The organism is Bradyrhizobium sp. CCGUVB4N, from assembly GCF_024199945.1.
Lineage (GTDB): Bacteria > Pseudomonadota > Alphaproteobacteria > Rhizobiales > Xanthobacteraceae > Bradyrhizobium.
Window position 1 is genome coordinate 6,944,694 of sequence record NZ_JANADP010000001.1, and the last position, 23,146, is coordinate 6,967,839.

18 protein-coding genes are annotated in these 23,146 nt (G+C 64.8%); 7 read left to right on the forward strand and 11 right to left on the reverse strand.

Going from position 1 to position 23,146, the window contains the following annotated elements; genetic code table 11:
* The first annotated feature begins 23 nt into the window (after nt 1-23).
* Nucleotides 24-521 carry a GNAT family N-acetyltransferase gene (locus NLM31_RS32230; protein ID WP_254196311.1) on the forward strand — a complete coding sequence of 166 codons (498 nt, stop codon included), beginning with the start codon at nt 24-26 and terminating at the stop codon, nt 519-521.
* A gap of 42 nt (nt 522-563) precedes the next feature.
* On the opposite strand, the gene NLM31_RS32235 is transcribed toward NLM31_RS32230, so the two are convergent.
* Both NLM31_RS32235 and NLM31_RS32240 read right to left on the reverse strand, forming a co-directional pair.
* Nucleotides 564-989: a cupin domain-containing protein gene (locus NLM31_RS32235; protein WP_254194924.1), complete on the reverse strand. Its 426-nt coding sequence runs from the start codon at nt 987-989 to the stop codon at nt 564-566.
* A gap of 60 nt (nt 990-1,049) precedes the next feature.
* Complete coding sequence (locus tag NLM31_RS32240; protein ID WP_254194925.1) at nt 1,050-1,643, reverse strand: TetR/AcrR family transcriptional regulator; 594 nt, start codon at nt 1,641-1,643, stop codon at nt 1,050-1,052.
* A 98-nt stretch (nt 1,644-1,741) separates the two neighbouring features.
* Between NLM31_RS32240 and NLM31_RS32245 the strand changes: the two genes are divergently transcribed.
* Both NLM31_RS32245 and NLM31_RS32250 read left to right on the forward strand, forming a co-directional pair.
* Complete coding sequence (locus NLM31_RS32245) at nt 1,742-2,479, forward strand: 3-oxoacyl-ACP reductase family protein (protein ID WP_254194926.1); 738 nt, start codon at nt 1,742-1,744, stop codon at nt 2,477-2,479.
* Nucleotides 2,480-2,602: 123 nt separating this feature from the next.
* The gene (locus tag NLM31_RS32250) at nt 2,603-2,965 is read left to right on the forward strand and encodes a hypothetical protein (RefSeq protein WP_254133319.1); all 363 of its coding nucleotides are present in this window, start codon (nt 2,603-2,605) and stop codon (nt 2,963-2,965) included.
* Between the two features lie 186 nt (nt 2,966-3,151).
* Here NLM31_RS32250 and NLM31_RS32255 read toward each other — a convergent pair whose 3' ends face one another.
* The 4 genes from NLM31_RS32255 to NLM31_RS32270 all read right to left on the reverse strand — a co-directional run bounded on the left by NLM31_RS32255 (nt 3,152) and on the right by NLM31_RS32270 (nt 9,789).
* Nucleotides 3,152-3,397, reverse strand: coding sequence for a hypothetical protein (locus NLM31_RS32255; RefSeq protein ID WP_254133320.1), 246 nt, complete (start codon nt 3,395-3,397; stop codon nt 3,152-3,154).
* 25 nt (nt 3,398-3,422) lie between these two features.
* Nucleotides 3,423-4,547, reverse strand: a complete 1,125-nt coding sequence (locus tag NLM31_RS32260) for a DUF2336 domain-containing protein (RefSeq protein ID WP_254194927.1) — start codon at nt 4,545-4,547, stop codon at nt 3,423-3,425.
* Between the two features lie 220 nt (nt 4,548-4,767).
* Nucleotides 4,768-8,400, reverse strand: a complete 3,633-nt coding sequence (locus NLM31_RS32265) for an AsmA family protein (protein ID WP_254194928.1) — start codon at nt 8,398-8,400, stop codon at nt 4,768-4,770.
* A 159-nt stretch (nt 8,401-8,559) separates the two neighbouring features.
* On the reverse strand, nt 8,560-9,789 hold the full coding sequence (locus tag NLM31_RS32270) for a cytochrome P450 (protein WP_254194929.1): 1,230 nt from the start codon (nt 9,787-9,789) through the stop codon (nt 8,560-8,562).
* A 132-nt stretch (nt 9,790-9,921) separates the two neighbouring features.
* Here NLM31_RS32270 and NLM31_RS32275 point away from each other — a divergent pair, with 132 nt between their 5' ends.
* Complete coding sequence (locus NLM31_RS32275) at nt 9,922-10,545, forward strand: TetR/AcrR family transcriptional regulator (RefSeq protein WP_254194930.1); 624 nt, start codon at nt 9,922-9,924, stop codon at nt 10,543-10,545.
* 59 nt (nt 10,546-10,604) lie between these two features.
* Here NLM31_RS32275 and NLM31_RS32280 read toward each other — a convergent pair whose 3' ends face one another.
* The gene (locus NLM31_RS32280) at nt 10,605-11,300 is read right to left on the reverse strand and encodes an alpha/beta fold hydrolase (protein ID WP_254133325.1); all 696 of its coding nucleotides are present in this window, start codon (nt 11,298-11,300) and stop codon (nt 10,605-10,607) included.
* Nucleotides 11,301-11,478: 178 nt separating this feature from the next.
* On the opposite strand from NLM31_RS32280, the gene NLM31_RS32285 reads away from it, so the two are divergent.
* Nucleotides 11,479-13,152, forward strand: coding sequence for a serine hydrolase (locus NLM31_RS32285; protein WP_254194931.1), 1,674 nt, complete (start codon nt 11,479-11,481; stop codon nt 13,150-13,152).
* Nucleotides 13,153-13,206: 54 nt separating this feature from the next.
* Here NLM31_RS32285 and NLM31_RS32290 read toward each other — a convergent pair whose 3' ends face one another.
* Nucleotides 13,207-14,421: an ABC transporter substrate-binding protein gene (locus tag NLM31_RS32290; RefSeq protein ID WP_254194932.1), complete on the reverse strand. Its 1,215-nt coding sequence runs from the start codon at nt 14,419-14,421 to the stop codon at nt 13,207-13,209.
* A 179-nt stretch (nt 14,422-14,600) separates the two neighbouring features.
* Between NLM31_RS32290 and NLM31_RS32295 the strand changes: the two genes are divergently transcribed.
* Nucleotides 14,601-15,050 carry an ester cyclase gene (locus tag NLM31_RS32295; RefSeq protein WP_254196312.1) on the forward strand — a complete coding sequence of 150 codons (450 nt, stop codon included), beginning with the start codon at nt 14,601-14,603 and terminating at the stop codon, nt 15,048-15,050.
* Nucleotides 15,051-15,131: 81 nt separating this feature from the next.
* Here the strand turns inward: NLM31_RS32295 and NLM31_RS32300 are convergent, their stop codons facing one another.
* From NLM31_RS32300 to NLM31_RS32310, 3 genes are all read right to left on the reverse strand, one after another.
* Nucleotides 15,132-17,717, reverse strand: coding sequence for an EAL domain-containing protein (locus NLM31_RS32300; protein WP_254194933.1), 2,586 nt, complete (start codon nt 17,715-17,717; stop codon nt 15,132-15,134).
* Between the two features lie 157 nt (nt 17,718-17,874).
* Entirely contained in the window at nt 17,875-19,167 is a 1,293-nt protein-coding gene (locus NLM31_RS32305; protein ID WP_254135499.1) for an MFS transporter, read from the reverse strand.
* A gap of 91 nt (nt 19,168-19,258) precedes the next feature.
* Nucleotides 19,259-21,688 (reverse strand): EAL domain-containing protein, encoded by a 2,430-nt coding sequence (locus NLM31_RS32310; RefSeq protein ID WP_254194934.1) that lies wholly within the window; start codon nt 21,686-21,688, stop codon nt 19,259-19,261.
* 285 nt (nt 21,689-21,973) lie between these two features.
* Here NLM31_RS32310 and NLM31_RS32315 point away from each other — a divergent pair, with 285 nt between their 5' ends.
* On the forward strand, nt 21,974-23,140 hold the full coding sequence (locus tag NLM31_RS32315; protein ID WP_254194935.1) for an ABC transporter substrate-binding protein: 1,167 nt from the start codon (nt 21,974-21,976) through the stop codon (nt 23,138-23,140).
* The last annotated feature ends 6 nt before the right edge of the window (nt 23,141-23,146 follow it).

Consider the following 23,146-nt stretch of genomic DNA (forward strand, 5'->3'; position numbering starts at 1 on the left):
GAGCGATCGACACCTCGATCGTCATGGATCAATTCAGCACCGACAGATTGGCCGCCGAGAGGCTCAGCGAGGACCACCTCGCCGACCTCGTCGCACTCCATCTCGATCCCGACGTCTCCCGTTATCTCGGCGGCGTGCGATCGGCCGAGGTGACGCAGGCCTATCTCGCGACCAACATGGCCCATTGGGACCAGCATGGCTTCGGGCTGTGGGTGCTGCGGACGAAAGACGGCGCCTTCGCCGGACGGGCCGGCATCCGGCACATTCTCGTGGACGGCATCGACGAGATCGAGATTGCCTACACGTTCAAGCGCGATGTCTGGGGCCAGGGTCTTGCGAGCGAGATCGCGACCGCGCTGACGGACATCGGGCTGTCACGGCTGAAATTGCCGTCGCTCATCGGGCTCGTCTTCGTCGCCCATGGCGCATCGCGGCGCGTCCTGGAGAAGACGAACTATCTGCTCGAGAAGAGCACGACGCATCATGGCGAGGACGTCGTGATCTACCGGATCAGGCCGTGAGAGCTGCTCGTCCCACGGCCTCCAACTTGAACCGCGCGCGCCTCACGGCTCCATCGTGTAGGAGCGCCCCGGTTCGAGCACGTAGATCGTGAGAAAGCGCAGCGGACGGTCCGGGTCGCAATTGCGAAAATGCGTATGCAGAGCGTCCGCCCGGTCTTGCAACGTCTCGCCCGCGCGATACACGCGCGGCTCGTCGCTGCCATAAGCGGACTCGGCTACGCCTTCGACGATGTAGATCGCGCCCGCCACGGGATGACGGTGAAGCGGAGCGACGCCGCCGGGCGGATAGGTGACCTCGACGACCATGAGCTCCTGATTGCCGGGCAATGGAAGACGTTCGAGAATTTTGCGTGTGACGCCGGCGAAGCCGGATTGTTGGGTGTTCGTCTGACCGTTGGGATGTTCAACCAAGGAGGCACCTTTTCGTCGCTTGAGCTCGTAGGATGGGTAGAGCGCAGCGAAACCCATCACACATCAACAAGCTCGACCGCAGCGATGGGTTTCGCTTCGCTCCACCCATCCTACAGACTAACCCTCGACCGGCCACGCCGCCATCGCCGCCTTGACTGCACCTCGCAGGTCCGCCTGCGTGGCGCCGTCCTTGGCCTGGATGGCCATGCCCTGGAAGACGCCGAGATAGAACCGGCTCAACGCATTCACGTCCGTCGTACCGGGCAATTCGCAGCTGGCAACCGCCGCTTCGAGCCGTGCGCGCAGATTGTCCAGCAACTCGAGCCTGACCTTTCTCACCTCGCGCGCGATCGTGGCCGGCCATTCGTCGCTGACGGCGCCCAGCGCGACCATGCAGCCGGCGGGGGCCGTGCGGGATTTCGGCAGATTGTCGGCCGCCGCGATCAGCAGGTTCTCGACGCCGGCGCGTGCGGTCGCTCCCTCCGCGAGCTTGTCCCAGACCGCCTGGCCCTCGGTCGCGGCGTAATGCTGGAAAGCCGCCAGATACAGCGCTTCCTTGCTGTCGAACGCCGCATAGAGGCTCGGCGAGCGGACGCCCATGGCCTCGCACAGGTCGTTCATCGAGGCGCTGGCAAAACCCTTGCGCCAGAACAGCAGCATCGCGGCCTCCAGTGCCGCCTCGCGATCAAATTCCCGTGGCCGTCCCGCCATGACGCCCCTTTCTGTAATGATCAACACATAATTCACTTGACGGGGCCGATCAAGATCCCAGATATTCTGTGTCGATCATTACAGAATAGGAGATTACGATGACACTGGCAGGAAAACGGGCCCTGGTGACGGGCGCAAGCAGGGGTATCGGCGCGGCCATTGCAAAGGCGCTCGCCGCGGAAGGCGCCGATGTCGCCATCACCTATGAAAAGTCCGCAGATAGCGCCGCAAAGGTCGTCGACGCCATCAAGGCCTCGGGGCGGAAGGCGATCGCGATCCAGGCCGACAGCGCAGATGTTACGGCCGTCAAGACCTCGGTCGACAAGACCGTTGCCGCCCTGGGCGGGCTCGATATCCTGGTCAACAACGCCGGCATTCTGCGCCTGGGCGGCCTCAACGACATGTCGCTCGCCGACATCGACGCGCTGCTGAACGTCAACGTGCGTTCGCCGATCGTGGCGAGCAAGGCGGCGCTGCCGCACCTCGGCAAGGGTGGTCGCATCATCACCATCGGCAGCTATTTCGCCGATCGCGTGCCGTCGCCGGCGCTCGGCATTTACGCGGCATCGAAATCGGCACTGATCGCGTTCAACAAAGCGCTGGCGCGCGAACTCGGCCCCAAGGACATTACGGTCAATCTGGTGCAGCCGGGCTCGATCGACACCGACATGAACCCGGCCCACGGCCCGACCGCGGATACGCTGAAGCAGTTCATGGCACTCGGCCGCTATGGCGCGCCGGATGACATCGCCAACGCTGTGGCATTCCTGGCGAGCGAGAAGGCCAAGTACATCACCGGCTCGACACTCACCGTGGACGGCGGCGCGAACGCGTAAGCTTTAAGGGGGACGCAGCCGGGCCATGGTCCGGCTGCGCTCCCGCTCCTTCTCGGCAAATCACAAGAACGTCCCACTCGAATTTGAATGGCGTTCCCGCGATCGACTGTCTATGGTCGACCCATGTCGCGCCTCTTATGTCTGTTTGTTGCTGTCATCCTGTCGCTGCTGCCGGCCGTTGCGCCTGCTGCGCCCAACGCAAAAAAGCCCAAGCAAGCTTGGCATGGCTATGGCTTCCTGCCGGGCTATCGCCAGCCGCTGAGCAACAGCCAGCCGATCTACATGCAGAAGAACGGCTTCCGTCGCTATGCGCGCGAGAACCAGCGCCCCTGGTACATCGATCCGGTGCCGAGCTATTACCGCTTCATTGACGGCGAATGGCACTATTTCGGCCGGCCCGGTTTCGGCGGCTCCCGCTACAATGGCGGCAGCTTCGGTCCATGCTGGACGCGGACCCCGATCGGCGCGATCTGGAATTGCGGCTGATCGCACGACGGATCCAGTCATGCCTCCGCGAGTCTGAAATCGCAGGGTGGGCAAAGGCGCATGTGCGCCGTGCCCACGGATCCGGCACGATGACAGAAAGTCGTGGGCATGCTTCGCTTTGCCCACCCTACGATAGCTGCGGCTAATCGCCCGGTCGCGAAATTGCACGGCCGCAGCCGCGCTGCCTTACCGGAAGTACCCGAGCACGAGATCGGTGTCTGCGCTGGCGGCGACCGTGCCGTTCAGCTCGGCATCGATGACACGGCGGCAGGCTTCGATCGCGGCGTGGTCGCCGAGATCGTTGGCGGCTTCCAGCACGAGCCATGCGGCGTCGACCGTGGCTTTCTCCGGAGCCGCTCCGCCCGTCTCGGCGGGGAGGTTCTTGGCGAGGCCTTTGTTCTTGCGAACTGCGGTACCGAATTGAGGCAACATTGCAAATACTCCCTCGATGTCCCGTTCAGTGAACCTGGAGCTCGGGCTGACGACCCGTCGCGGGATCGGTGCCGGCGCTGTTCTTGCGCGACTGGTAGAATTTCAGAATGCTGCGTGAGGTCTCGATCTTGAGCCGGCCGAAATCGCGCTCGTTGTCGTGGAGCTCGCGCGCCGTGATCAGATGATCCTTGGCGCCGAGGAACAGCAGCGACATCGTCGTGTCCCAGGAGAAATCGAGCGCCTTGCACAGCACCAGGATCATCTCCCGATTGCGGTCCATCAGCGCCCGCTCGATCACATCGACCGGCAGCGACGACAGCAGTGACAGGCCGATCTGCACCTCGTCGAAGCGATGCTGGCGCGCGTAATTCGAGATCGAGATCTGGTTCAGGTTGCCCTGCCGGTACTGCGTCGTCACCACGCGCTTGGCGACGAAATAGCTGCGCGAGGATGGGCCGAACTTGGACTGCAGATCGCCGGTAACCTCGGTCACCGAGCTCTGGATCTGCGACATCATCTCGGGGCGCTCGGTCTCGAGCCGGCGGCGGACGTCTTCCGACGCCTTGGAGATGAGCTGCTGGAAGATGTGGCGCGGCACGTCCTTGCGCAGGCCGAGCTGCTCGGCGAGGATCGAGTCGCCCTCCGCGCGGCGGACCATGTGCAGCAGGCCCGAGCCGGAGAAGCGCGCGCCCTCGTTCCTGGCGACCGAGGTGACAACCTCCTGGTTACCACGTTTGACGAGCACGTCGGTCACGGCCTCGCCGATCGCATCACGCTGGGAGATCGCAAGCAGATGGGCCTGGCCCTTGGTCATGGCGCTCTCGACCAGGACCTTCTCGTCGATCCGGTTCGAATCGCGCAGCACGGGACCAGCGACCTCGATCTCGTCGTCCAAAGCGAGCTTCTCGATGACGTTGAGCGGTGCATGATCGCAGCCGGCCATCAACTCGGAGAGCTGCGCCCGCGCCTCGACCTCGATCTCGTCGGCAAGCCGGCCGATGACCTCGCCGAACATGCTGATCTCGTCGTCGACATAGCGACCGGTGATCAAAAGGTCGGTCGCATGCCACAACGCCTTAGCCCGGCTTTCGTCGGTGCCGCGCGCGATCGCGTCGTCCAGATCCTGCAGAAGCGATGGTGCCCCGTTCATCTCGATAACCCCAGTTCTTGGTATTCAAGTTCTTGGCGGGTGATCCTGCTTGTGCGAGCAGGACTCCGGATTCCTCTGGGACAGAGCCTAGGGAACAAACGCGAGAATCCGGTAAAATCGGCAGTTCAGTTTTGCCGGGCAGAATTCATTCAAATGCGAGCGAATGTGTTTACGACCGAGCAGGGCCTGCGCGGCCGTAGCAGCGAAGAGAGCCGATTTCTCAGGGATTCGACGGCGTCAGGACCAGCGGCGGCTTCGGCCGGGGCTTTGCGGGCGGCGGGCCTGGCGCGGGCCGCACGTCGATCGGGGGCGGCAGGGGTGCGACCTGCTGGCTCGCGAGCGGCGGGCTCGGCGCCGCAGGGGCGGCCAGCGGCGCCTTCGGCATCGGTGCGACCTTGGGCTCAACCTTTGCCTTTGGCGGGGCGCGGCGCGGATCGCGGCCGGGCATCGGCACGTCGGTCAGCGACGGCGCGGGCTCGGGCTCGGGCGACACCAACGTCGGCAGCGCGGCGGTCGCCGGCGGCGGCTCGCCGCGCTCGATCGCATCCAGCCTTCGCGTCTCGCGATCGATCGTACGCACCGCAAGCCACGACGACAGCGGCGTGAGATCGACGGTGCGGCTGAGCTTGTCGGGTGGGCCTGCCGCAAACAGCTGGATCTCCGGCGGCGCACCGGAGAGACCGGTCATGATCGGCGTCAGGCTGGCGCGGATGTCGGCCTGGTCGGCGGGAATGTCATAACCGCCGGAGACGATCGCGCGCGCATTCTTCGCTTCAAGGGGCGTTGCGCCGACGCGCAGGCGGCCGTCGCGGATCGTGAACGCGATCTGCACTGATGCCACCGCAATGGGAGCGGCCGACAATGCGGGCTCGACGAGCTGACGCAATCGGTTGTCGTCGCCGACCTGCCCGCCGTCGCTGGCACGGATCGCGATCTCGAAGGCGCGCGGATTGAGCCCGCTGATCTCGGCCGCGTCCAGCGTCACCGTGCCGTTGCCGGCGAGCGCGCCGGTCAGCGCCGAGACGCTGCGGCCCTGGCTCGTCAGCGTCATCTGCACCGAGGCGCGCCCCTTCGTCAAAGCCAGATCGCGATAGCGCAGCGAGGCCGCATCGACATTGGTGAGGTCGAGATGCGCGTTCAGCGCCAGACCGCTGGGGCCGTTGCGCGCATCGAGGCTTGCGGTCATCTCGCCGCCACCGACGCCGCCCTTGAGCGCATCGAGCGCAAGCGACTGACCATCGCCCTTGATCGTGCCGCTGAACGGGCGCATCTCGATCCCGCCCGGCAGGCCGCCGCGCAATGCCTGGAACGCGATCCGGCCGCGCCAGCCGCCGACGAGACCCGCGCTCAGCGCCTCGCCGCTGTCACGCCCGGCCGCGCCGACGGCAAGCGCGAGCGCGGGCATCAGATCGAGCGTGTCGAGCCCGAATTCGCCGTCAATGCGCTTCTCCTGATCGAGCGTCATGGCGAGACGGCCGCGCAGGTGCGAGCCGAAAGCGGTGCTGTCGAGATCGTCGAAGGTCAGGCGATTGCCGGATAGTCCGACGCGGGAGGAAAGATTGACATTCTGCGCCGATTTGTCGGCCGCGCTGGTCCCGAACAGCGGCGCCAGATTGGCGTTGCGGACGCGCAAATTGATGCTGGCCTTCGGCTCCGGCGTCGACAATTCGACGCTGCCTTGCGCGTCCGCATCCAGCCCGCCGCCGCTGAGCTTGGCGTTCAGTTGCAACGGTCGGCGCCACGCGCCGCTCAGCTTGCCTGCGATCTGCGAGGCGCCCTCGCCTGCCGCGACGATGCGATCGAGGCCGAGCAGCGCCGTCAGCGAAGCGGCCTGCGGCGATGACAGTTTCGACTCCAGCGTGAAGTCGCTGTCGCGCATTTTTTCGATATCGATGCCGTTGACCGCGGCCACCAGCGGCTGCGCGGCGAGCGTCGCGGTGGCCTTGAGCTGCGGCGCATCGAGGTCGAACACGACGCGCGCGTCGCTGCGATCGGCGTGTTCGGCGTTCTTGTCGAGGCTGAGGTCGAGCTTCAGGCGTGTTGCGCCCGGCAGCGGCGCGATCGCATCGAAGCGTGCGCGCAGCGCCGGCGCGATCGGTTCCAGCAGCGCCGTGAGGTCGCCGAGCGAATTGGCCGAGGATTTCAGCGCGAGCTTGCCGGTGGCCCTGGTGCGATCGAAACTGCCGCTCGCCTCCGTGGTCACGCCGCTGGCTTGGCCGAAGCGCAACTGCTCCAGCGATAGCGAGGTCGGACCGTAGCCGAGCCTTGCCGCGAACGGCCGCAGCTCCTGTCCGGCCGAGATCGCGCGGCCGACGTCGAGCGAGAGCTTTACCTCCTCCGGCCATTCGCCCTGCGGTCCAGCCAGCGCGCGGACAAAACTCGCGGCGATGTCGAGATCGAGACGGTCCGCCTTGAGCTCGGCATCGATCCGCGAGCCTTTGCTGGCGCCGGTCTGCACGAAGGCAATGCGGCCCTCGACGGCGCCACCTTCGATGTCGGCCTTCATTTTTTCGATGGCGAGATGGTTGGCGGCGATCGTCACGTCGCCGGCAACGCGCAACGGCCGCGTGCTGCGACGGTTGACCTCGCTGCGGCCCAGGAGCCAGGCCACCAGCGTATCGGGATCGGAGGACTCGACGCTGAGGCGACCGCTGAAGCTGTCGGCACCCGGCGTGGCGCCGTTGAGCGAGAGCTGCGTCATGCCGGGGGCACGCAGCTCGAGCCGCTGGAAGGTCCAGGACCGGCCGTCCGTCTGCAGCTCGGTCGTGATGTTCTGGAGCGGGCGGCCGCCCAGCATGATCTGGTCGGAGTTGAACTCGATCTGCGCCGGGATCGGCGCCTGCGGGATCGCGGCAAGACCCGCACGCAGCGCCGGCAGGATGCGCAGCGGCTCGGCATCATCGCGGCCGGCGAGCTTGTCGGCATCGACCTGCCGCGCCGACAGCACCGCGCGCAGCAACGGCGAGGCACCAAACCTGAGATCGCCGACGCCGCCGAGCTTCAGGGCGGTGTCTTCCGGGCCAAAGCTCGCGTCGACCTGGTCGAATTTGGCACCGGCCGGATCGGCCTTGAGTTTTGCGGTGAGCTTCCAGGGCATCGGCCCCGCCTCGCCCGGCTTCTTCGCCGGCGGCACGGCCAGCGTCAGCGCGCCGTCGAATTTCGGCTGGCGGTTGTCGAAGGCAAGGACGCCTTCGAGATCGGCGAGAATGGCGCGCTCGCCGGGATCGATGTTGAGGTGAAGACGGGTGGCGCTACCGTCGGGACTCGGACCGGAAGAGACGCGGAACGGATAACGCACGCCTGCGGCGGTGAAACTGCCGTCGCCGCGCACCGACCCCGCGAGCGAGCGGACGTCGCCGGAGAAGACGATGTCGTTGAGCTCCAGCGTCGAGCGGCTGGCGGCGTCATGAAACGCGATGCGGCCGGTGAGGTTCAGGCGTTCGATGGCGAGCGAAGCCAGGTTGAAGGTGCCGCTCGCCGTGGACGGCAGATCGACCCTGCCCCTGGTGTCGAGCCCGAGATCGACCGCCATGCCGCCGACCGAAAGCTCGGTGGCGCGCCATTCGCCGCGCATCAGGGAGCTCAGGCTGAACTCGACATCGAGCTTGTCGGCACGCAGCCGGCCGAGATCGTTATTGCCGCCGAAGGTGACCGAGCGCAGCCGCAGCGTCGGCGCCGGCAGCAGCCGCGCATCGAGCTCACCCGCCACGCGCACCGGCACGCCGATGATCTGGCTCGCCTCCGCCTCAAACTGGGGTCTGAACTGGTTCCAGTCAACGAAATAGGGCCCGACCAGCGCGGCCAGCAGCGCTAAGATAAAGGCAATTGCCAATCCGAGCAGCGTCGTCTGCACGGGTCTCCCCTCGGCCAAGCCGGCACCCGGGTCAAACCCAAGCCTTTCAAACCCAAGCCTACAACCAAGCTTCAGGCGCGCCGGAACTGCCCCTTATATAAAGGGAAGTGTGGCGAAGTCACAGCGACTGTTGCGCACGGAGGTTAACGCCGGGCGCCCTCACCAGCTCGCCGGCAGTTGCTTGAGGCCCCTCAGTACGAAAGTCGGACGCCATGCTGGGTTTTCGACGTCGTCGATTCGCAGATCCGGCAGCCGGCGCAACAGCGTCGCGATGGCGATCTCGGCCTCGATGCGCGCCAATTGGGCCCCCAGGCAGAAATGGATGCCGCCGCCGAACGACAGCGGCCGGACGTTCGGCCGGGTGATGTCCAGCCGGTCCGGATGATCAGGATAGACCGCCGGATCGTGATTGGCCGAGCCGAGCAGGCAGAGCACGGTCTCGCCCTTGGGGATCCGCTTGCCGCCGAGATCGTCGATCTCCTCCAGCGTGACGCGGCCGGTCATCTGGACCGACGAATCGTAGCGCAGAAACTCCTCGATCGCGTTGGTGATCAGGTCCGGCCGCGCCTTCAAGAGCGCGAGCTGGTCCGGATTGCGATGGAGCGCCAACAGGCCGTTGCCGATCAGATTGACGGTGGTCTCGTGGCCGGCGCCGAACAGCAGGATGATGTTGGCCGTCAGCTCCTCATTGGTGAGCTTGTTGCCGTCTTCTTCGGCCTGCACCAGCTGGGTCGTGAGATCGTCGGCGGGACTGCGCCGGCGCAGCTCGAACAGCTGCTGGAAGTACATCTGCGCCATCATGTTGGCGGCGTTGCCCTTCGCGATCTCCTCGGGCGTCATCGGCACCGGATCGAGCAGCCGCCCACCCTCGCGCGAACTCTTGTAGAAGACCTCGCGATGCTCTTCGGGGATACCGAGCATGTCGCAGATGATGGTGACAGGCAGGCGAAAGGCGAAATCCTCGATCAGGTCCATGTGGCCGCGGTCGATCACCGCATCAATGGTCTGGTCGACGATCTCCTGAATACGCGGCCGCATGTCCTCGACGCGCCGCGCGGTGAAGGCCTTCACGACGAGCCCGCGCAAACGGGTGTGGTCGGGCGGATCGGCCTGCAGCATCCAGTAGCTCATGCTGCGAAACACCGGCTCGTTCATGATCGCGGGGCCATAGCGGCGCGTCGTGCGCTCGACAAAGTCCTTGCCGAAGCGCTTGTCGCGCATCACGAGGCTGACATCGGCATGGCGGCTGGTGACGAACTGGCCGAACGCCGTCTCGTGGATCGGATCGATGGTGCGCAGCCGATCGTAATGCGGATAGGGATTGCGGATGAAGTCCGGCGCCAGAGGATTGAACAGCGGATCGCCAGCGGGTTGCACTTGCTCGTTCAAGGTGACCTCGACATCGGTTGCCGCATGACACGATACGCGAGGCTGCCCCGAAAGCCTCCGCGTAACCATCCCTGTGAATTATCAACTCGATACATTGTTGTATCGAGTTGCATTCTGCCCTAAACTGGACCGATGTCAAGGGTGAGAACCAGGCCGACCAGGGACGACACGCGCGACAAGCTGTTCGAGGCGGCAGCCCGCGTGTTCGAACGAGACGGCATCGGCGGCGCCAGCATCGAGGCGATCGCGGCCGAGGCCGGCTTCACCCGCGGCGCGTTCTATTCGAATTTCAAGAACAAGGACGAATTGATCTTCGCCATGCTCGAGGATCACGTCGAGCAGTCGTTCCGGCGCAATATGGAAATCCTTGCGCGGCACACAAATCTCGACGACTTCATCGCGGCCCTGAAGACGATGGATCGCGGCCGGCAGGATCCGCTCGCCCGCTCCCCGCTCCTGCATATCGAGATGATCCTGTTCGTCGCGCGCGCCGAGAAGCGCCGGCCCGAACTGGCGAAACGCCTGCGTGCGCGGCGCAAGCTGATCGCCGACATCGTCGAGGCGACGTTGAAGGACAATGGCAGAGGCGAGACGCTGAACCCGCCCTGGATGGCGTCGGTGGTGCTGGCGCTGGAAGACGGCTTCCGCCTACACCGGCTGATCGATCCGGAGACGACGCCCGCCGACAGCTTCTTGCGCGCGATCACGGATTTGCGGCGCAGGACGGGATTGGCGTCGGACAGCGGCTCATCATAAAAGAGAGGCCGTTTTGCGAACGGCCTCTCCTGCACGCTGGCGATCGATCGCCTGTTTGATCAGCCTTTTTGAACGGCGGCCGCGGCCTTGCGGATCACGTCGATCACGACATTGGGCTGGGAGAGCATCGGCACGTGGCTGCTCGTCACCTCGGTGACAGCAGCGCCCATGCGCTTGGAGACCCAGCGTTGCAGATCGGGGTGCACGGTGTGGTCCTGGGTGGCCAGGACGTACCAGCTAGGCTTCGACCTCCACGCGACCTTGTCGGCCGTGAGCTTCTGTTGCTGGAACAGATTGGCGACGGGCGCATAATGCGTCGCCCACACCAGCTTCTGGTCGGCCGCGGAAAGGTCGCCGCAGAAGAACTCGGTGCCGTTCGGAAGCAGCCAGGCCCGCCCATCCGCGACCTCGACGCGCGAGAAAATATCCGACGGAAATTTCTCGAGCTGGTCCTGCACGGTCTCGCCGGCATCCGGCGCGACCGCGGCGATGTAGACGAGGCCGACCACGCGCTCGTCGGTGCCCGCCCCCGTGATGGTGGCGCCGCCATAGGAATGACCGACGAGGAGGACCGGGCTGCCGACACGGTTGAGCGTGCGCTTCACCGTCGCCAGATCCTCTTCGTAGGAGTCCAGACCATATTGAACGGCGATCACCTCGTGCCCGTCGGCCTGCAACGCCGGAATGACCTTGCTGAAGCACGAGCCATCGGCCCAGATGCCGTGACAGAAAACGATCGTTGGTTTCGCGGGCATTTGCGCTCCTTTGCAATTGAAGAGCGGAGTATGGGCGAGGCAAGAGCTACGTCTTTCGCGATAGCACGATTGACGGCATCAGATCACGGTGCGGACCGCTTGACGCCAAAAGCGCAAATCCTGTAATGTTACAATCTGTAGCATTAAGCCTGTTTGCCAATCGAGGGTGCGAGACACCATGAAGGCCTGGCTCTGGCTTGTTCTGGCGGTCGTGCTCGGCACGTCGCCCGCGTTCGCCGTCAGCGAAAGCGATCTGAAGGCCGCGCTGTCGCAGCGCTTCACCGGCGATCGCACCGGCGCTTGTGTTGCGGCCGGCGTGATCGACAACGGCACCGTCGCGACAGCTTATTTCTGCGCCGATCCCAAATCCGCGCGCCCCTATGACGAACACACGGCCTTCGAAATCGGCTCCGTCACCAAGACGATGACCGCGGCCCTGCTCGCCGAGCTGATCGCGACGCATGACATCGCCCTCGACGATCCCATCGCGAAACTTTTGCCGCCCGGGACGAGCGTACCGTCATTCAACGGCCACGAGATCACCGTCGGCGAGATCGTGACGCACACGTCGGGCCTGCCGGCGATCCCCCCCGACTATCACCCGCCGGACCCCAAAAATCCCTATGCCGGCGCAACCGAGCGCGACCTGCTCGATACCCTGGCCGCAATCAAGCTGACGCGTGAACCGGGCTCGAAATGGGAATATTCGAATCCGGCGATGATCGTCCTGTCCTATGCGCTCGCCAAACGCGCGGCCAAGGATTACGAGACGCTGCTTAGCGAGCGCCTGCTCGGTCCGCTCGGCATGAACGAGACCTATGTGGCCTCGCGCCCGCCGCAGGTGCATCTGGCGCAAGGCCATTATCCCAACGGCGAGGCCGCACCGCCTTGGGATTTTCATCCCGACATGGCCGGCGCCGGCGGCGTGCGCGCGACGCTGGCGGACATGTTGCGCTACATGGAAGGCGAGCTCGGCACCCGCGACAGCGCGATCACGCCGGCGCTCGCACTGACCCAGCAAGAGGTTGCGGACGTCGACAAGCACCGCATGGGCATGAACTGGTTTCTGTCCGTCGTGAATGGGCACACGATCGCCCTCCATGAAGGCGCGACCGGCGGCTACTCATCCTTCGCGGGGTTCGATCGTGACGCGAAGCGCGCCGTGGTCCTGCTGAGCGATACGTCCCTGGTCACGCTCCGCGGCCTCGGACAATTGGGATTTCACCTGCTGGATACCTCACGATCGACCGGCGCGCCGCACATCGCGATGGACGCCGATGCCAAGCTGATCGACGCGTTGGTCGGCAAGTATCGCCTGCAGGGCGGCCTTGGCATCGAACTGCGGCACAAGGACAGCGGCCTGACCATCCAGGCCGACGGCCAGAACGAGTTCCAGATGGGCTATGACAGCGCCGGCGATTTCTATCCGCGCAAATTTGACGCGGTGTTGCGGCCCAGGCGCAAGGCGGACGGAACCTATGGCTTCACCTGGTTTCAGGGCGGAGGCGCCGTCGAGGCCAAGCGTATTGATCCGCTTCCGGCGGCGACGCGCAAGTGGATGCCGACCGACACGCAACTCCAGGACTATATCGGGCTCTATCCGCTGACGCCGAACTTCGGACTGCGCGTCTTCGTCGCGGACGGGGGGCTCAATGTGCAGGGGACCAACCAGCGGCCGGTCAAGCTCGCGCCGGTCGAGCAGGACATATTCGTCGCGGAGCAGGTCGGCGCAGAGATTGATTTTGCGCGTGATGCCGGAGACAAGATCGTGGCACTGACCCTGAAGCAGCGCGGACAGGTCCTGAAGGGCGAGCGCCAGCAGGGTACGACGGCCGCACCGGCCAATCGCTGAAAGGCCCAAGGGACGCAGCAACCTTGCTGCGGCCCTTGGGTTGAGAACCTGCCGTCAGCGTGATGCCGTGCTGAGGTTCTCGCCGAAGAACTTCCAGGTCTTGCCGTCGAACTTCGCGAGCTTGAACGTGTCGAACGTCGAATAGTCCGTCGGCGTCACCGACACCGTGATGCCGGGAAGGAACAGTGGCAGCGAGACCTTGCTGATGTTCGTGGCCTGCTTCAGCACGTTCTCGCGCGTCAGCACGTCGCCGCAGTTCTTCAGGATGATGGCCGTGAACTGCGCGGAGGTGTAACCGATCTGGTTGCTGCCATCGATCGGATTTCCTTCCGGATACCACTGCTTCATGAACGCCAGATAATCCTGCACGCCCTGATCGGAATCCCAGGCGGGATCGCCGACGACCTTGGTGGCGAGCGCCGTGATCAGGCCGGTGGAGGCTTCAAGCCCGGCCGGCTCGAGCACGCCGCCGATCGAGCTCGCGACCGACACGATGAAGTGCGTCGGCTTCCAGCCGAGATCGGTCACCTTGCGGATCGCCTGCGCGCCGAACTTCGGCGTCGTGATCGTCATCAGGACATCGGCACCCGCGCTCTTCAGATTGACGATCTGGGAATCGATGGTGGGATCGGTCACCTCGTAGCTGAGCTCCTTCACGATGAGATCGGCCTTCTCACCGAGCCCTTCCTTGAAGCCCTTCAGGTAGTCCTTGCCGAAATCGTCGTTCTGATAGATCACGCCGATCTTGGCGTTGGGAAGCTCCTTGAGGATGTACTTGGCGTAGATCTTGGCTTCCTGCGCATAGGGCGGATAGAACGGCGTGGTCCAGGGGAAGTTCTTCGCGTCGTTCCACTTCGAAGCGCCGGTCGAGATCAGCAGGTGCGGAATCCGCTTGCCGTTCAAGTATTTCTGGATGGCGGAATTTGTCGGCGTGCCCAGCGATCCGAAATTGGCGAGAATCTCGTCCTGCTCCACCAGCTTGCGCGTCTGCTCCACCGTCTTCGGCGGGCTGTAACCGTCGTCCATGCTGAGGAACGTGATCTTGCGGCCGTTGATGCCGCCCTGGCTGTTGATCATCTTCCAGTAGGCGGCCTCAGCCCTGCCCTGCGTGCCATAGGCGGACGCGGGCCCGCTATAGGGCATCGTCTGTCCGATCTTGATTTCAGTGTCGCTGGCGCCGGGATCGTACTGCTTGTCGGCGGCCCAGGATGCCGCAGTCGAAAAAATGCCGAAGGTGGCGACAGCCGCCACCGCGATGCAATAACGCATTGAGTTTCTCCCTTGTGCGTCGCTGTTTGCCGCGACGTCAGCGGGGATAATGATCTTCGGTTTTTGGAATGTCGATCTTTAAGTCGCGACCTGTCGTCGGGAATCGGGTGGGCCGGGAGCGGTGCCATCGGCATAGCTACTCATGGCGGACACCACAGCACACAACAGGAGAAGCGATCGTGTCGATTGAAGAAGACAACAAAATCATCGTTGGCCAGTGGTTCACGAACTTCTGGGGCGAGACCTGCGACCTCGGAATTGTCGATGAACTCGCTGCGCCGGACATGCTTCTGCAGTATTCACTCCATGAGCCGCGGCGTGGCCGTGAGGACATCAAGGCCTTCATGACGGACTTCCGGAAAGCGTTCCCCGATCTCAACTTCTGGGGCGCTGCGGACCTGATCGCGGAAGGCGACTACGTCGTCGGCCGATGGGAGGGCGGCGGAACGCATACCGGGCAGGCGTTCAGTGACTTTCTGGCGGGATCGCTGCCGGCCAACACCGGTCGCAAGATGAAGTTCACCGGCACGACCGTGTTGAAACTCAAGGACGGAAAGATCCTCGAGGAAATCGGTCTTGATGACGGGGTTACGGCCTTGCAGCAGCTCGGTCTCATCCGCGCGGCGTGAATCGCAAATTGCCCTGTGCGCACACCTCGACGAAGAAGCCGGCGACTTGGCGGTCGCCGGTCCCATTCCGGAGTGCGCGCGCTACGCCGACCGCTTCACCGCGGCCGTACCTGCCGGCTTGACATCGAGCCGGCCAAGCATCGCCTTCGCCTGCTCCGCACAATGCTCGATCAGCCAGCGTTCGAACGCGACCGGAGCGAGCGCGGGGGCATAGAGGAAGCCTTGCACGACATCGCAGCCGAGCTCGGCCAGCATCTTGCGCTGGCCTTCGGTCTCGACGCCTTCCGCGACAACAGTCATACCGAGGCCCTGGCCGACGCGCACGACGGCGGTGGCGATCGCAAGCGCGCCCGCATCCTTCTCGATGTCGCGCATGAAACTGCGATCGATCTTGAGCTCGCGGATCGGCAGATGGGCGAGCCGGCTCAGGCTCGAATAGCCGGTGCCGAAATCATCCACGGACAGACCGATGCCGAGCGCGCGGATCGCGTGCATCGTCTCCAGCGCGGTGGCGCCATCCTGCATGAAGGTGCCTTCGGTGATCTCCAGCATCAGGGCATCCGGCGGCAGCTTATATTCGGCGAGGATGTCCTCGAGCCGCGCGGCCAGCGTGACGTTGCGGAAATTGATCGGCGACAGGTTCACCGACACGCTCGGAATATTGAGCCCGGCGCGACGCCAGCTCGCCATCTGCCTGCAGGCCTCGCGCACCGACCACAGGCCGATCTGCTCGATCAGGCCGCACTCTTCCGCGAGCGGAATGAACTTTGCCGGCGAGACGTCGCCGAGCGCGGCATCGTGCCAGCGCGCCAGCGCCTCGACACCGTGGATGGCGCCGTCGCCACTGCGGATCTGCGGCTGATAGCTGAGGCTCAGCGCATTGTCGGCAATGGCACGGCGGAGTGCTGCGATCATCGCCAGCCGCTGCTCGGCCAATCCGTTCATTTCAGCACTGAACATGCGGTGGGTCGACCGGCCCGCCTGCTTGGCCATGTACATGGCGGCATCGGCCTGCTGCATCAGCGTGTCGATGTCGGTGGCATGGTCGGGATAAAGGCTGATGCCGATGCTGGCCGACATCGGCATCAGCTTCGAGCCGAGCCGCAAGGGCGAGGCCAGCGCTTCGGTGATTCCGGCCGCGACGCGCTCGGCGCTCTCGGCGTTACGGTTCGGCAGCAGAACGACGAATTCGTCGCCACCGAGCCGGCCCAGCATGTCTTCTGGCCCGATCTGCTCACGCAGGCGCTGCGCCAGCCGGATCAAGAGCTCATCGCCTGCTGCGTGGCCGAGCGTGTCGTTGACGTCCTTGAAATGGTCGACGTCGAGGAAGGCAAGCGCGACATGACCGCCGGTCGGGCAGGCGTCGATCGCAGTGGTGATCAGGTGACGCAATTGCGCACGATTGGGCAGGCCGGTGAGGATGTCATGATAGGCAAGCCGCGCGATCTCGGCACGCGCTTCCTTGCGCTCGATCGCGAAAGCGCCGAGGTTGACGCAAGCGTCGACGATGCGCCGGTGCCAGTTGCTCGGCGCCCGCGGCTCACGGAAGTAGAACGCGAAGGTGGCGATGACGCGGCCGTCCTTGGCCTTGATCGGCGTCGACCAGCAGGCACGCAGGCCGATCTCGAGCGGCATGGCCTTGTAGGGCTGCCAGCGCGGATCGGTATCGAGATCGTCAGCCAACACCGGCTCGCCGTAAAACGCGGCGGTGCCGCACGAGCCGACGCCGGGGCCGATCGGAATGCCGTCCAGCGCGCGGGAATAATCGTCCGGCAGGCTCGGACCGCCGAGCGGATGGATCAATCCGGCGGAATCGACGTGGAGCAGCGAGCAGACGACGTCGGGCGCGATCTCCTCGACGCGGCGGCACAGCCGGTCGGCGATCTCTGTGATCGCGATTTCGTCGGCGAGCGCACTCATGATGAGCTGTTGCAGCGAGCGCAGCTGCCGGGACTCGGTGATGTCCTCGAGCAGCGCGAAGATGTGTTTGACGCGGCCCTTCTTGTCGCGGAAGGCGTCGATCCGGGCTGAGACCCAGATCTCCGCGCCGTCCTTGGTGTAGACCAGCGTCTCGACCTCGCCGCGCCGGCCGCCGCCGAGCAGCCGCTTGACGAGCTTCGCAATGGCGGCGCGATTGGTATGGCAGCCGGCGATCAGCTCGCCTGCACGCCGTCCCTCGGCTTCCTCGCTGGTGTAGCCGAACAGCGTCGTGAAGGACGAATTGACGTAGCGGATGTTCTGCTCGACGTCGGTGATGATGACCGCGCGATTGGTCTGGTCGGAGACGGCATTGAGCAGCCCGATCCTGACGCGGCGCTCGGCGTCCGCAGTGACGTCGCGCGCGAACACGATGTGATGGATTGCGCCGTCGATCGCCGCCGACGACAGCGCGATCGTCGCCTTGATCCGGCTGCCGTCGCGCCGCATCAGGCTGATCTCGTCGCGAAAATCCGCGACCGGGTCGGCCTCGAGGCATTTGAGGGCGAGAATGGCGGCATCGCGGCCGAGCACGTCAGCGCGCGCAAGCTTCCAGATCCGCTCCGCGCCGGCGTTGAAATGCGTGATGCGACGCGCAGCATCGACGATGACGATGCCGTCGTCGGCGCATTCGAGCGCCGCACGCAGCACGTCCGGCATTTCGGTCACGGGACAGTCGGAGGCAGACATCGCTAGGCTCGGCAGCATCAGGACAATGCGGCAATCGGCCCCAAGCTAGCGCTCCGATGGTGTCCAAGACGTTTTTGCAACCGGCTCGCACCCGGCCAAGCCGCGACATGCTTAACATTCCGCGAAAGAAGCGGAGGTAATCCGGTGCAGACGGAACCTATTTTGTGGCCTGAAGCTTGTGCAGGCGCCCGGCCACGGCCCGCACCCTGCGCGGCGCGGCCTGCCAGATCGACAGTGCCGACAGGAGGCTGACGACGATGGCGATGGCAAAGGCGAGCGTGTAGTCGCCGACGCGGTCATAGAGCAAGCCTGTCACCCACGGGCCAGCCGCGCCGCCCGCCAGCGCCGCGAGCATGATCATGCCGAAAATGCTGCCCTGGTGCCGGCCCTGGAAAATCTCGAACACCACCGCGCCCATGATCGAGGTGAGGCCGTAACCGAGCGCGCCTTGCGTGAACACCATCAGCCAGACCAGCCAGAACGAGGGTTGGAACTTCAGTGCCATCAGCGCTGCGAAGCAGATCGCAAAGCCGGCGCAGCTGATGGCCCACACCCATTCCCGCCCGATCCGGTCGGAGATATGGCCGAGGAAAATCTGGCCGGGGATACCGAGCAGGCTGACGGCGCCGAGCGCCCAGACTGCAACGCTCGGGCTGAAGCCGATGTCGAGCAGAAACTTGGTCTGGTGCACTTGCACGGCGTACCAGATGTACAGGCCGCAGAAATAGCCGAGCGCGATCCACCAGAAACGAGCGGTCGCAACCGCGCGTCGCAGCGTCCAGTCAGTGGCAGCCCAGGCCGGATCGACGATGTTGGAGACCGGCTTTGCACCGCCCGCGGCCGGCGCCGCATCGCCGTCGGGCTGGAGGCCGATGTCTTCGGGGCGCTTGCGCAGGAGCAGATTGATCGGCGCCAGCACGATCAGGATCATCAGGCCCATCGCGGTGCAGGCGGTGCGCCAGCCGGTCTGCTCGATCAAATGCTGCACCCATGGCAGCAGCGTCACCGAACCGATGCCGACGCCGGCGAAGGCAATGCCGATGGCGAAGCCCCGCTTGCGGATGAACCAGTTCGGCAAGAACAGCGACTGGCCGGAATAGCCGAGACACACCGAGCCGGCGCCGACCATGACGCCCAGCGTCATGTAGAGATGCCAGGGCTGGCTGGTGAGCGGCGCAAGCAGCAGCCCGCCGGCCATCAACAGCACGCCGAGCTCCATCACGGCGCGAGGTCCCGCGCGATCCATCAGCCGGCCGATCAGTGGGCTGGCAACCGCCGACGCGACAAAACCGAAGGAGAAGGCGCCCGCGGTGACGCCGCGCTCCCAGCCGAATTCAGAGAGAATGGGCGGATAGAACAATGAAAAGGAGGTGCGCGCGTTGACCCCGATCGCCATCGTGACAAAGGTCACCGCGACCACGACCCAGCCGTAGAAGAACGGAAGCCGCATTTTTGTTTTTTTCATCCCTGGACGATCACTACCGATCATCCGGGACTGCCTGGGTCAAGCGATTTTCGCGAATGCCGCCTGGGCGGCCGGCTCAGGCAGCGTCGCGTTGCGAAGGCTGGGCGGGCGTCTCGAGCTCGATCTGGTCGACCGGCAGCGGGCGGCCGAACAGATAGCCTTGCGCAAAGTTGACGCCGAGCGCCCTCAGGCGTTCGAACTCATCGGCGGTCTCGACGCCCTCGGCGGTGACCGACATGTCGAGCCCGCGCGCCAACGTCACGATCGAGGAGATGATGGCGGAAGAGCGCGGCTGATGCGTGAGATTGCGGACGAACGACCGATCGATCTTGATCTTGTCGAACGGAAACGCGGTGAGATAGCTCAGCGAGGAATAACCGGTGCCGAAATCGTCGAGCGCAAGCTCGATGCCGATATGCTTCAGCCGTTCCATGAACGCATGGTTCTCGGTGCCGCGCTCGAGCAGGACGGATTCGGTGATCTCGATCTCGAGCCGTTGCGGCGACAGGCCGGAATCCCGCAAGGCCGCGCAGATGACGTCGAACAGGTCGGCTTCCTTGAACTGGATCGGCGACAAATTCACCGCGACCATCAGATCGGACGGCCAGTTTGCCGCGTCCGCGCAGGCGCGACGCAGCACGAATTCGCCGAGCGGCACGATCAGCCCGGTCTCCTCGGCGAGCGCGATGAACTGATCCGGCGGGATCAGGCCGCGGGCCGGATGCCGCCAGCGCACCAGCGCCTCGAACCCGCGTCGCGCGCCCGTGCTGGCATCCATGAACGGCTGGTAGTGCACCTCGAACTGACAGCGCGCGATGGCGTCGCGCAAATCGCCTTCCAGCGTGTTGCGCGCCTCGAGCTCGGCCGACATCGCCTCGTCGTAGATGGTGAAGCAGTTCCGGCCCGCCGATTTCGAGCGGTAGAGCGCAAGGTCGGCCTTCTTCAGCAGCTGCTCCTGGTCGCGGCCATGATCCGGCGCGATCGCGATGCCGATGCTGGTCCCGATCTCGACGCGATGTCCGGGCAACAGGAACGGCTCGGCCACGAGCTTGGCGATCCGCGCCGCCAGTTCGGTCGAGCAGGCGCGCTGGTCCTCGCAGTCTTCCTGGATGATGGCGAATTCGTCGCCGCCGAGCCGTGCTAGCACATCGGTGGCGCGCACCGCGGATTTCAGCCGCTGTGCCACCAGCCGCAGCAGCGCATCGCCGGCGCCATGACCGAGGGAATCGTTGACGTTCTTGAAGCGATCGAGATCGAGCATCAGGATCGAGAAGGTCGGACCGCCGTTCTTCAGCTGGCCGTTGAGCTCGTCGAGCCGGGCGAGGAAGAAGGCGCGGTTCGGCAATCCGGTCAGGACGTCGGTCTGCGCAAGTTCGAGCACACGACGATTGGCCAACGACAGCCGCCGCGAGTTGCGGCTGGCGAGCATCAGATAGGTCGACAGCGACAGCGTCAGCAGCATGCCGACGATCAGCACGGCGCCCGCGCGGTCATACGTCGTCTCCAGCGAGCCGCCGGCGGTCGGAACCGCCCGCACCTGCCAATCGGTGTCCCCGATCTTGAGACCACCCGACCAATGGCGCCCCCGCGCAACATCGCGCATCGATTGCGGCGCGGCGGCTGCGGAAGCGTAATCGGGCAACATGCCTTCCAGGCTGACGATGCGCGCGCTGAACGGCTGATACACGTTCACGCTGACCGCGGGGCTCGCCCCGGTCCTGACGCGGATGGCCTGCATCAGCAGAGGCAGATCGAAAATGCCGACAACGAAGCCCGAGATGTTGCGACGGCGGTCGGCGACGGTGTCGCGCGAGGTGCCCTTGGCGTAAACGGGCACGACCACGAACACGTTCGGCAACTGCCCGGCATTATTCGTGGCAAAGAGCTCGGTGCGGATCGCCGCGATCTGGTCATTGTCGCGGGCACGTTCGAGCGCCACCTTGCGATCCGGCACGCTCAGATAGTCGATGCCGTAGACACGCGATGTCTTCGACTGCGTCGAGTAGAAGATGGGGTAATATTCCTCGCCCTGCGGCGCGGTGACGAAGCCATTGCCTTCGAGCGACTTGATGCGATAGCTGGACACGCCCTCGGCGATGGCTGCGGCTTCGTACTCGGCACGCTCCTTGCGCGTGATCCGTGGCAGCCAGCCGATACGCAACAAGCCGGGATATCGTTCGAACAGCTTGCCGCTGAAGGTCTCGAACTCGCTGCGGGTGACGCCTTCGTTGGAGGATTCGAACAGGGTCCGCAGCGCCACCAGCCGGCTGATATATTCGTTCATGCCGTTCTGCATGACGATGGACTGCGTCTCGGCCGCGTTCTCGAACTCGATCTTGTTGACGCGGTCTTCCCATCGCGCCACCGCCGCGGCGCCCGCGATCGAGAACAGCAGGCCGACGGCCGCCGCGACCAGCGCAGGGCGATGGAGGCCGAGCAGCGGCGCAATGCGCCACCGTCCAGTCACACGCCTTCGATCCTGATCATTCTGATCGCGACCGCCCATCTTGATTCCGCACGTCCCCTCGGCGCAGCGGCCGAACTTAGGGTTGAGCCACCGTGGCGACTATCGGACAAGGATCGGGGTTAAGAACTGCACAATATTGGAACCAACCTGTCCCGCATTGCGAGGTGTAGTTAACGATTGACCTGCGTGTTCCCGAAAATGTGGTCGCCAATTGCAGGATTGCCCCGGACTTCTACGGACCGCTCTCCCCGCGCCGGTTAGCGCCCTGTTCAGCCCAGGGACCTATCGTGGCGGCAACTTTTCCAGCATCCGGCGAGCCCTCTCATGAAACGATCGCACGCAGCGACATGCATCGCGCTTGCCGCCGCGCTGCTGGCGGCGGCGACACTGACGGCAAAAGGCGACGAGGCCGGCGTCAGCGAGGACGCAATCCTGTTCGGCCAGGCCGCCGCGCTCGAGGGTCCCTCTTCCATGCTCGGCCAGCACATGCGCCACGGCATCGTCGCGGCGTTCACCGAGATCAATGCCAAGGGCGGCGTCCACGGCCGCAAGCTCCAGCTCATCAGCCGCGACGACGGCTACGATCCCGATCGTTCGGTGGTGCAGACTCTGCGTCTGATCGAAGACGACAAGGTGTTCGCGCTGATCGGCGCCGTCGGGACCGCGACCGCGATGGCAACCATCCCGATCACGAGCACGCGCGATGTGCCCTTCATCGGACCGGTGAGCGGTGCGGAACTCCTGCGCGACCTCGAACTGACGAATGTCGTGAACATTCGCCCGAGCTACGGCGCGGAGTCGGAGACGCTCATCAAGCATCTCATCGAGGATCGCCACTTCACCCGGATCGGCATCTTCTACCAGGACGACTCATTCGGCCATGACGGCCTTGCCGGCGTGAAGACTGCGCTTGCCAAGCGCGGTCTCGAGCTCGCCGCCGAAGGCACCTTCGAGCGCAACACCCGTGCGGTCGGCGCGGCCTGGCGCACCATCAAGCGCGCCGAGCCCGAGGCGATCATCATGGTCGGCACTTACGGTCCGAGTGCCGAATTCATCAAGCTCGCACACCGCAGCGGCGTCTACCCGACCTTTGCCAGCATCTCCTTCGTCGGTGCCACCGCGCTCGCCAGGGAACTCGGCTCCGACGGCGAAGGCGTCGTGGTCGCGCAGGTCGTACCGTTTCCCTGGGATCGCTCGATCAAGCTCGTTGCCGACTACCAGGCTGCGCAGAAGGCGATCGATCCGACGCTGACGCCGGATTTCGTCTCACTTGAAGGCTATCTCTCCGGCCGTCTCGCGGCGGCCGCACTCGAAAATCTCGGACCGAACCCGACACGTGCGGGGCTGCTGCGCACCATCAACGACATCGGCCGCTTCGACATCAGCGGCAGTATCTTCACCGTCGGCTTTCGCGCCATCGAGACGCCGCCGAAGGTGTTCCTGACGGTGATCCAGAAGGACGGGACCTTCCGGGCGATCGATAGGCTGTAGGACCTT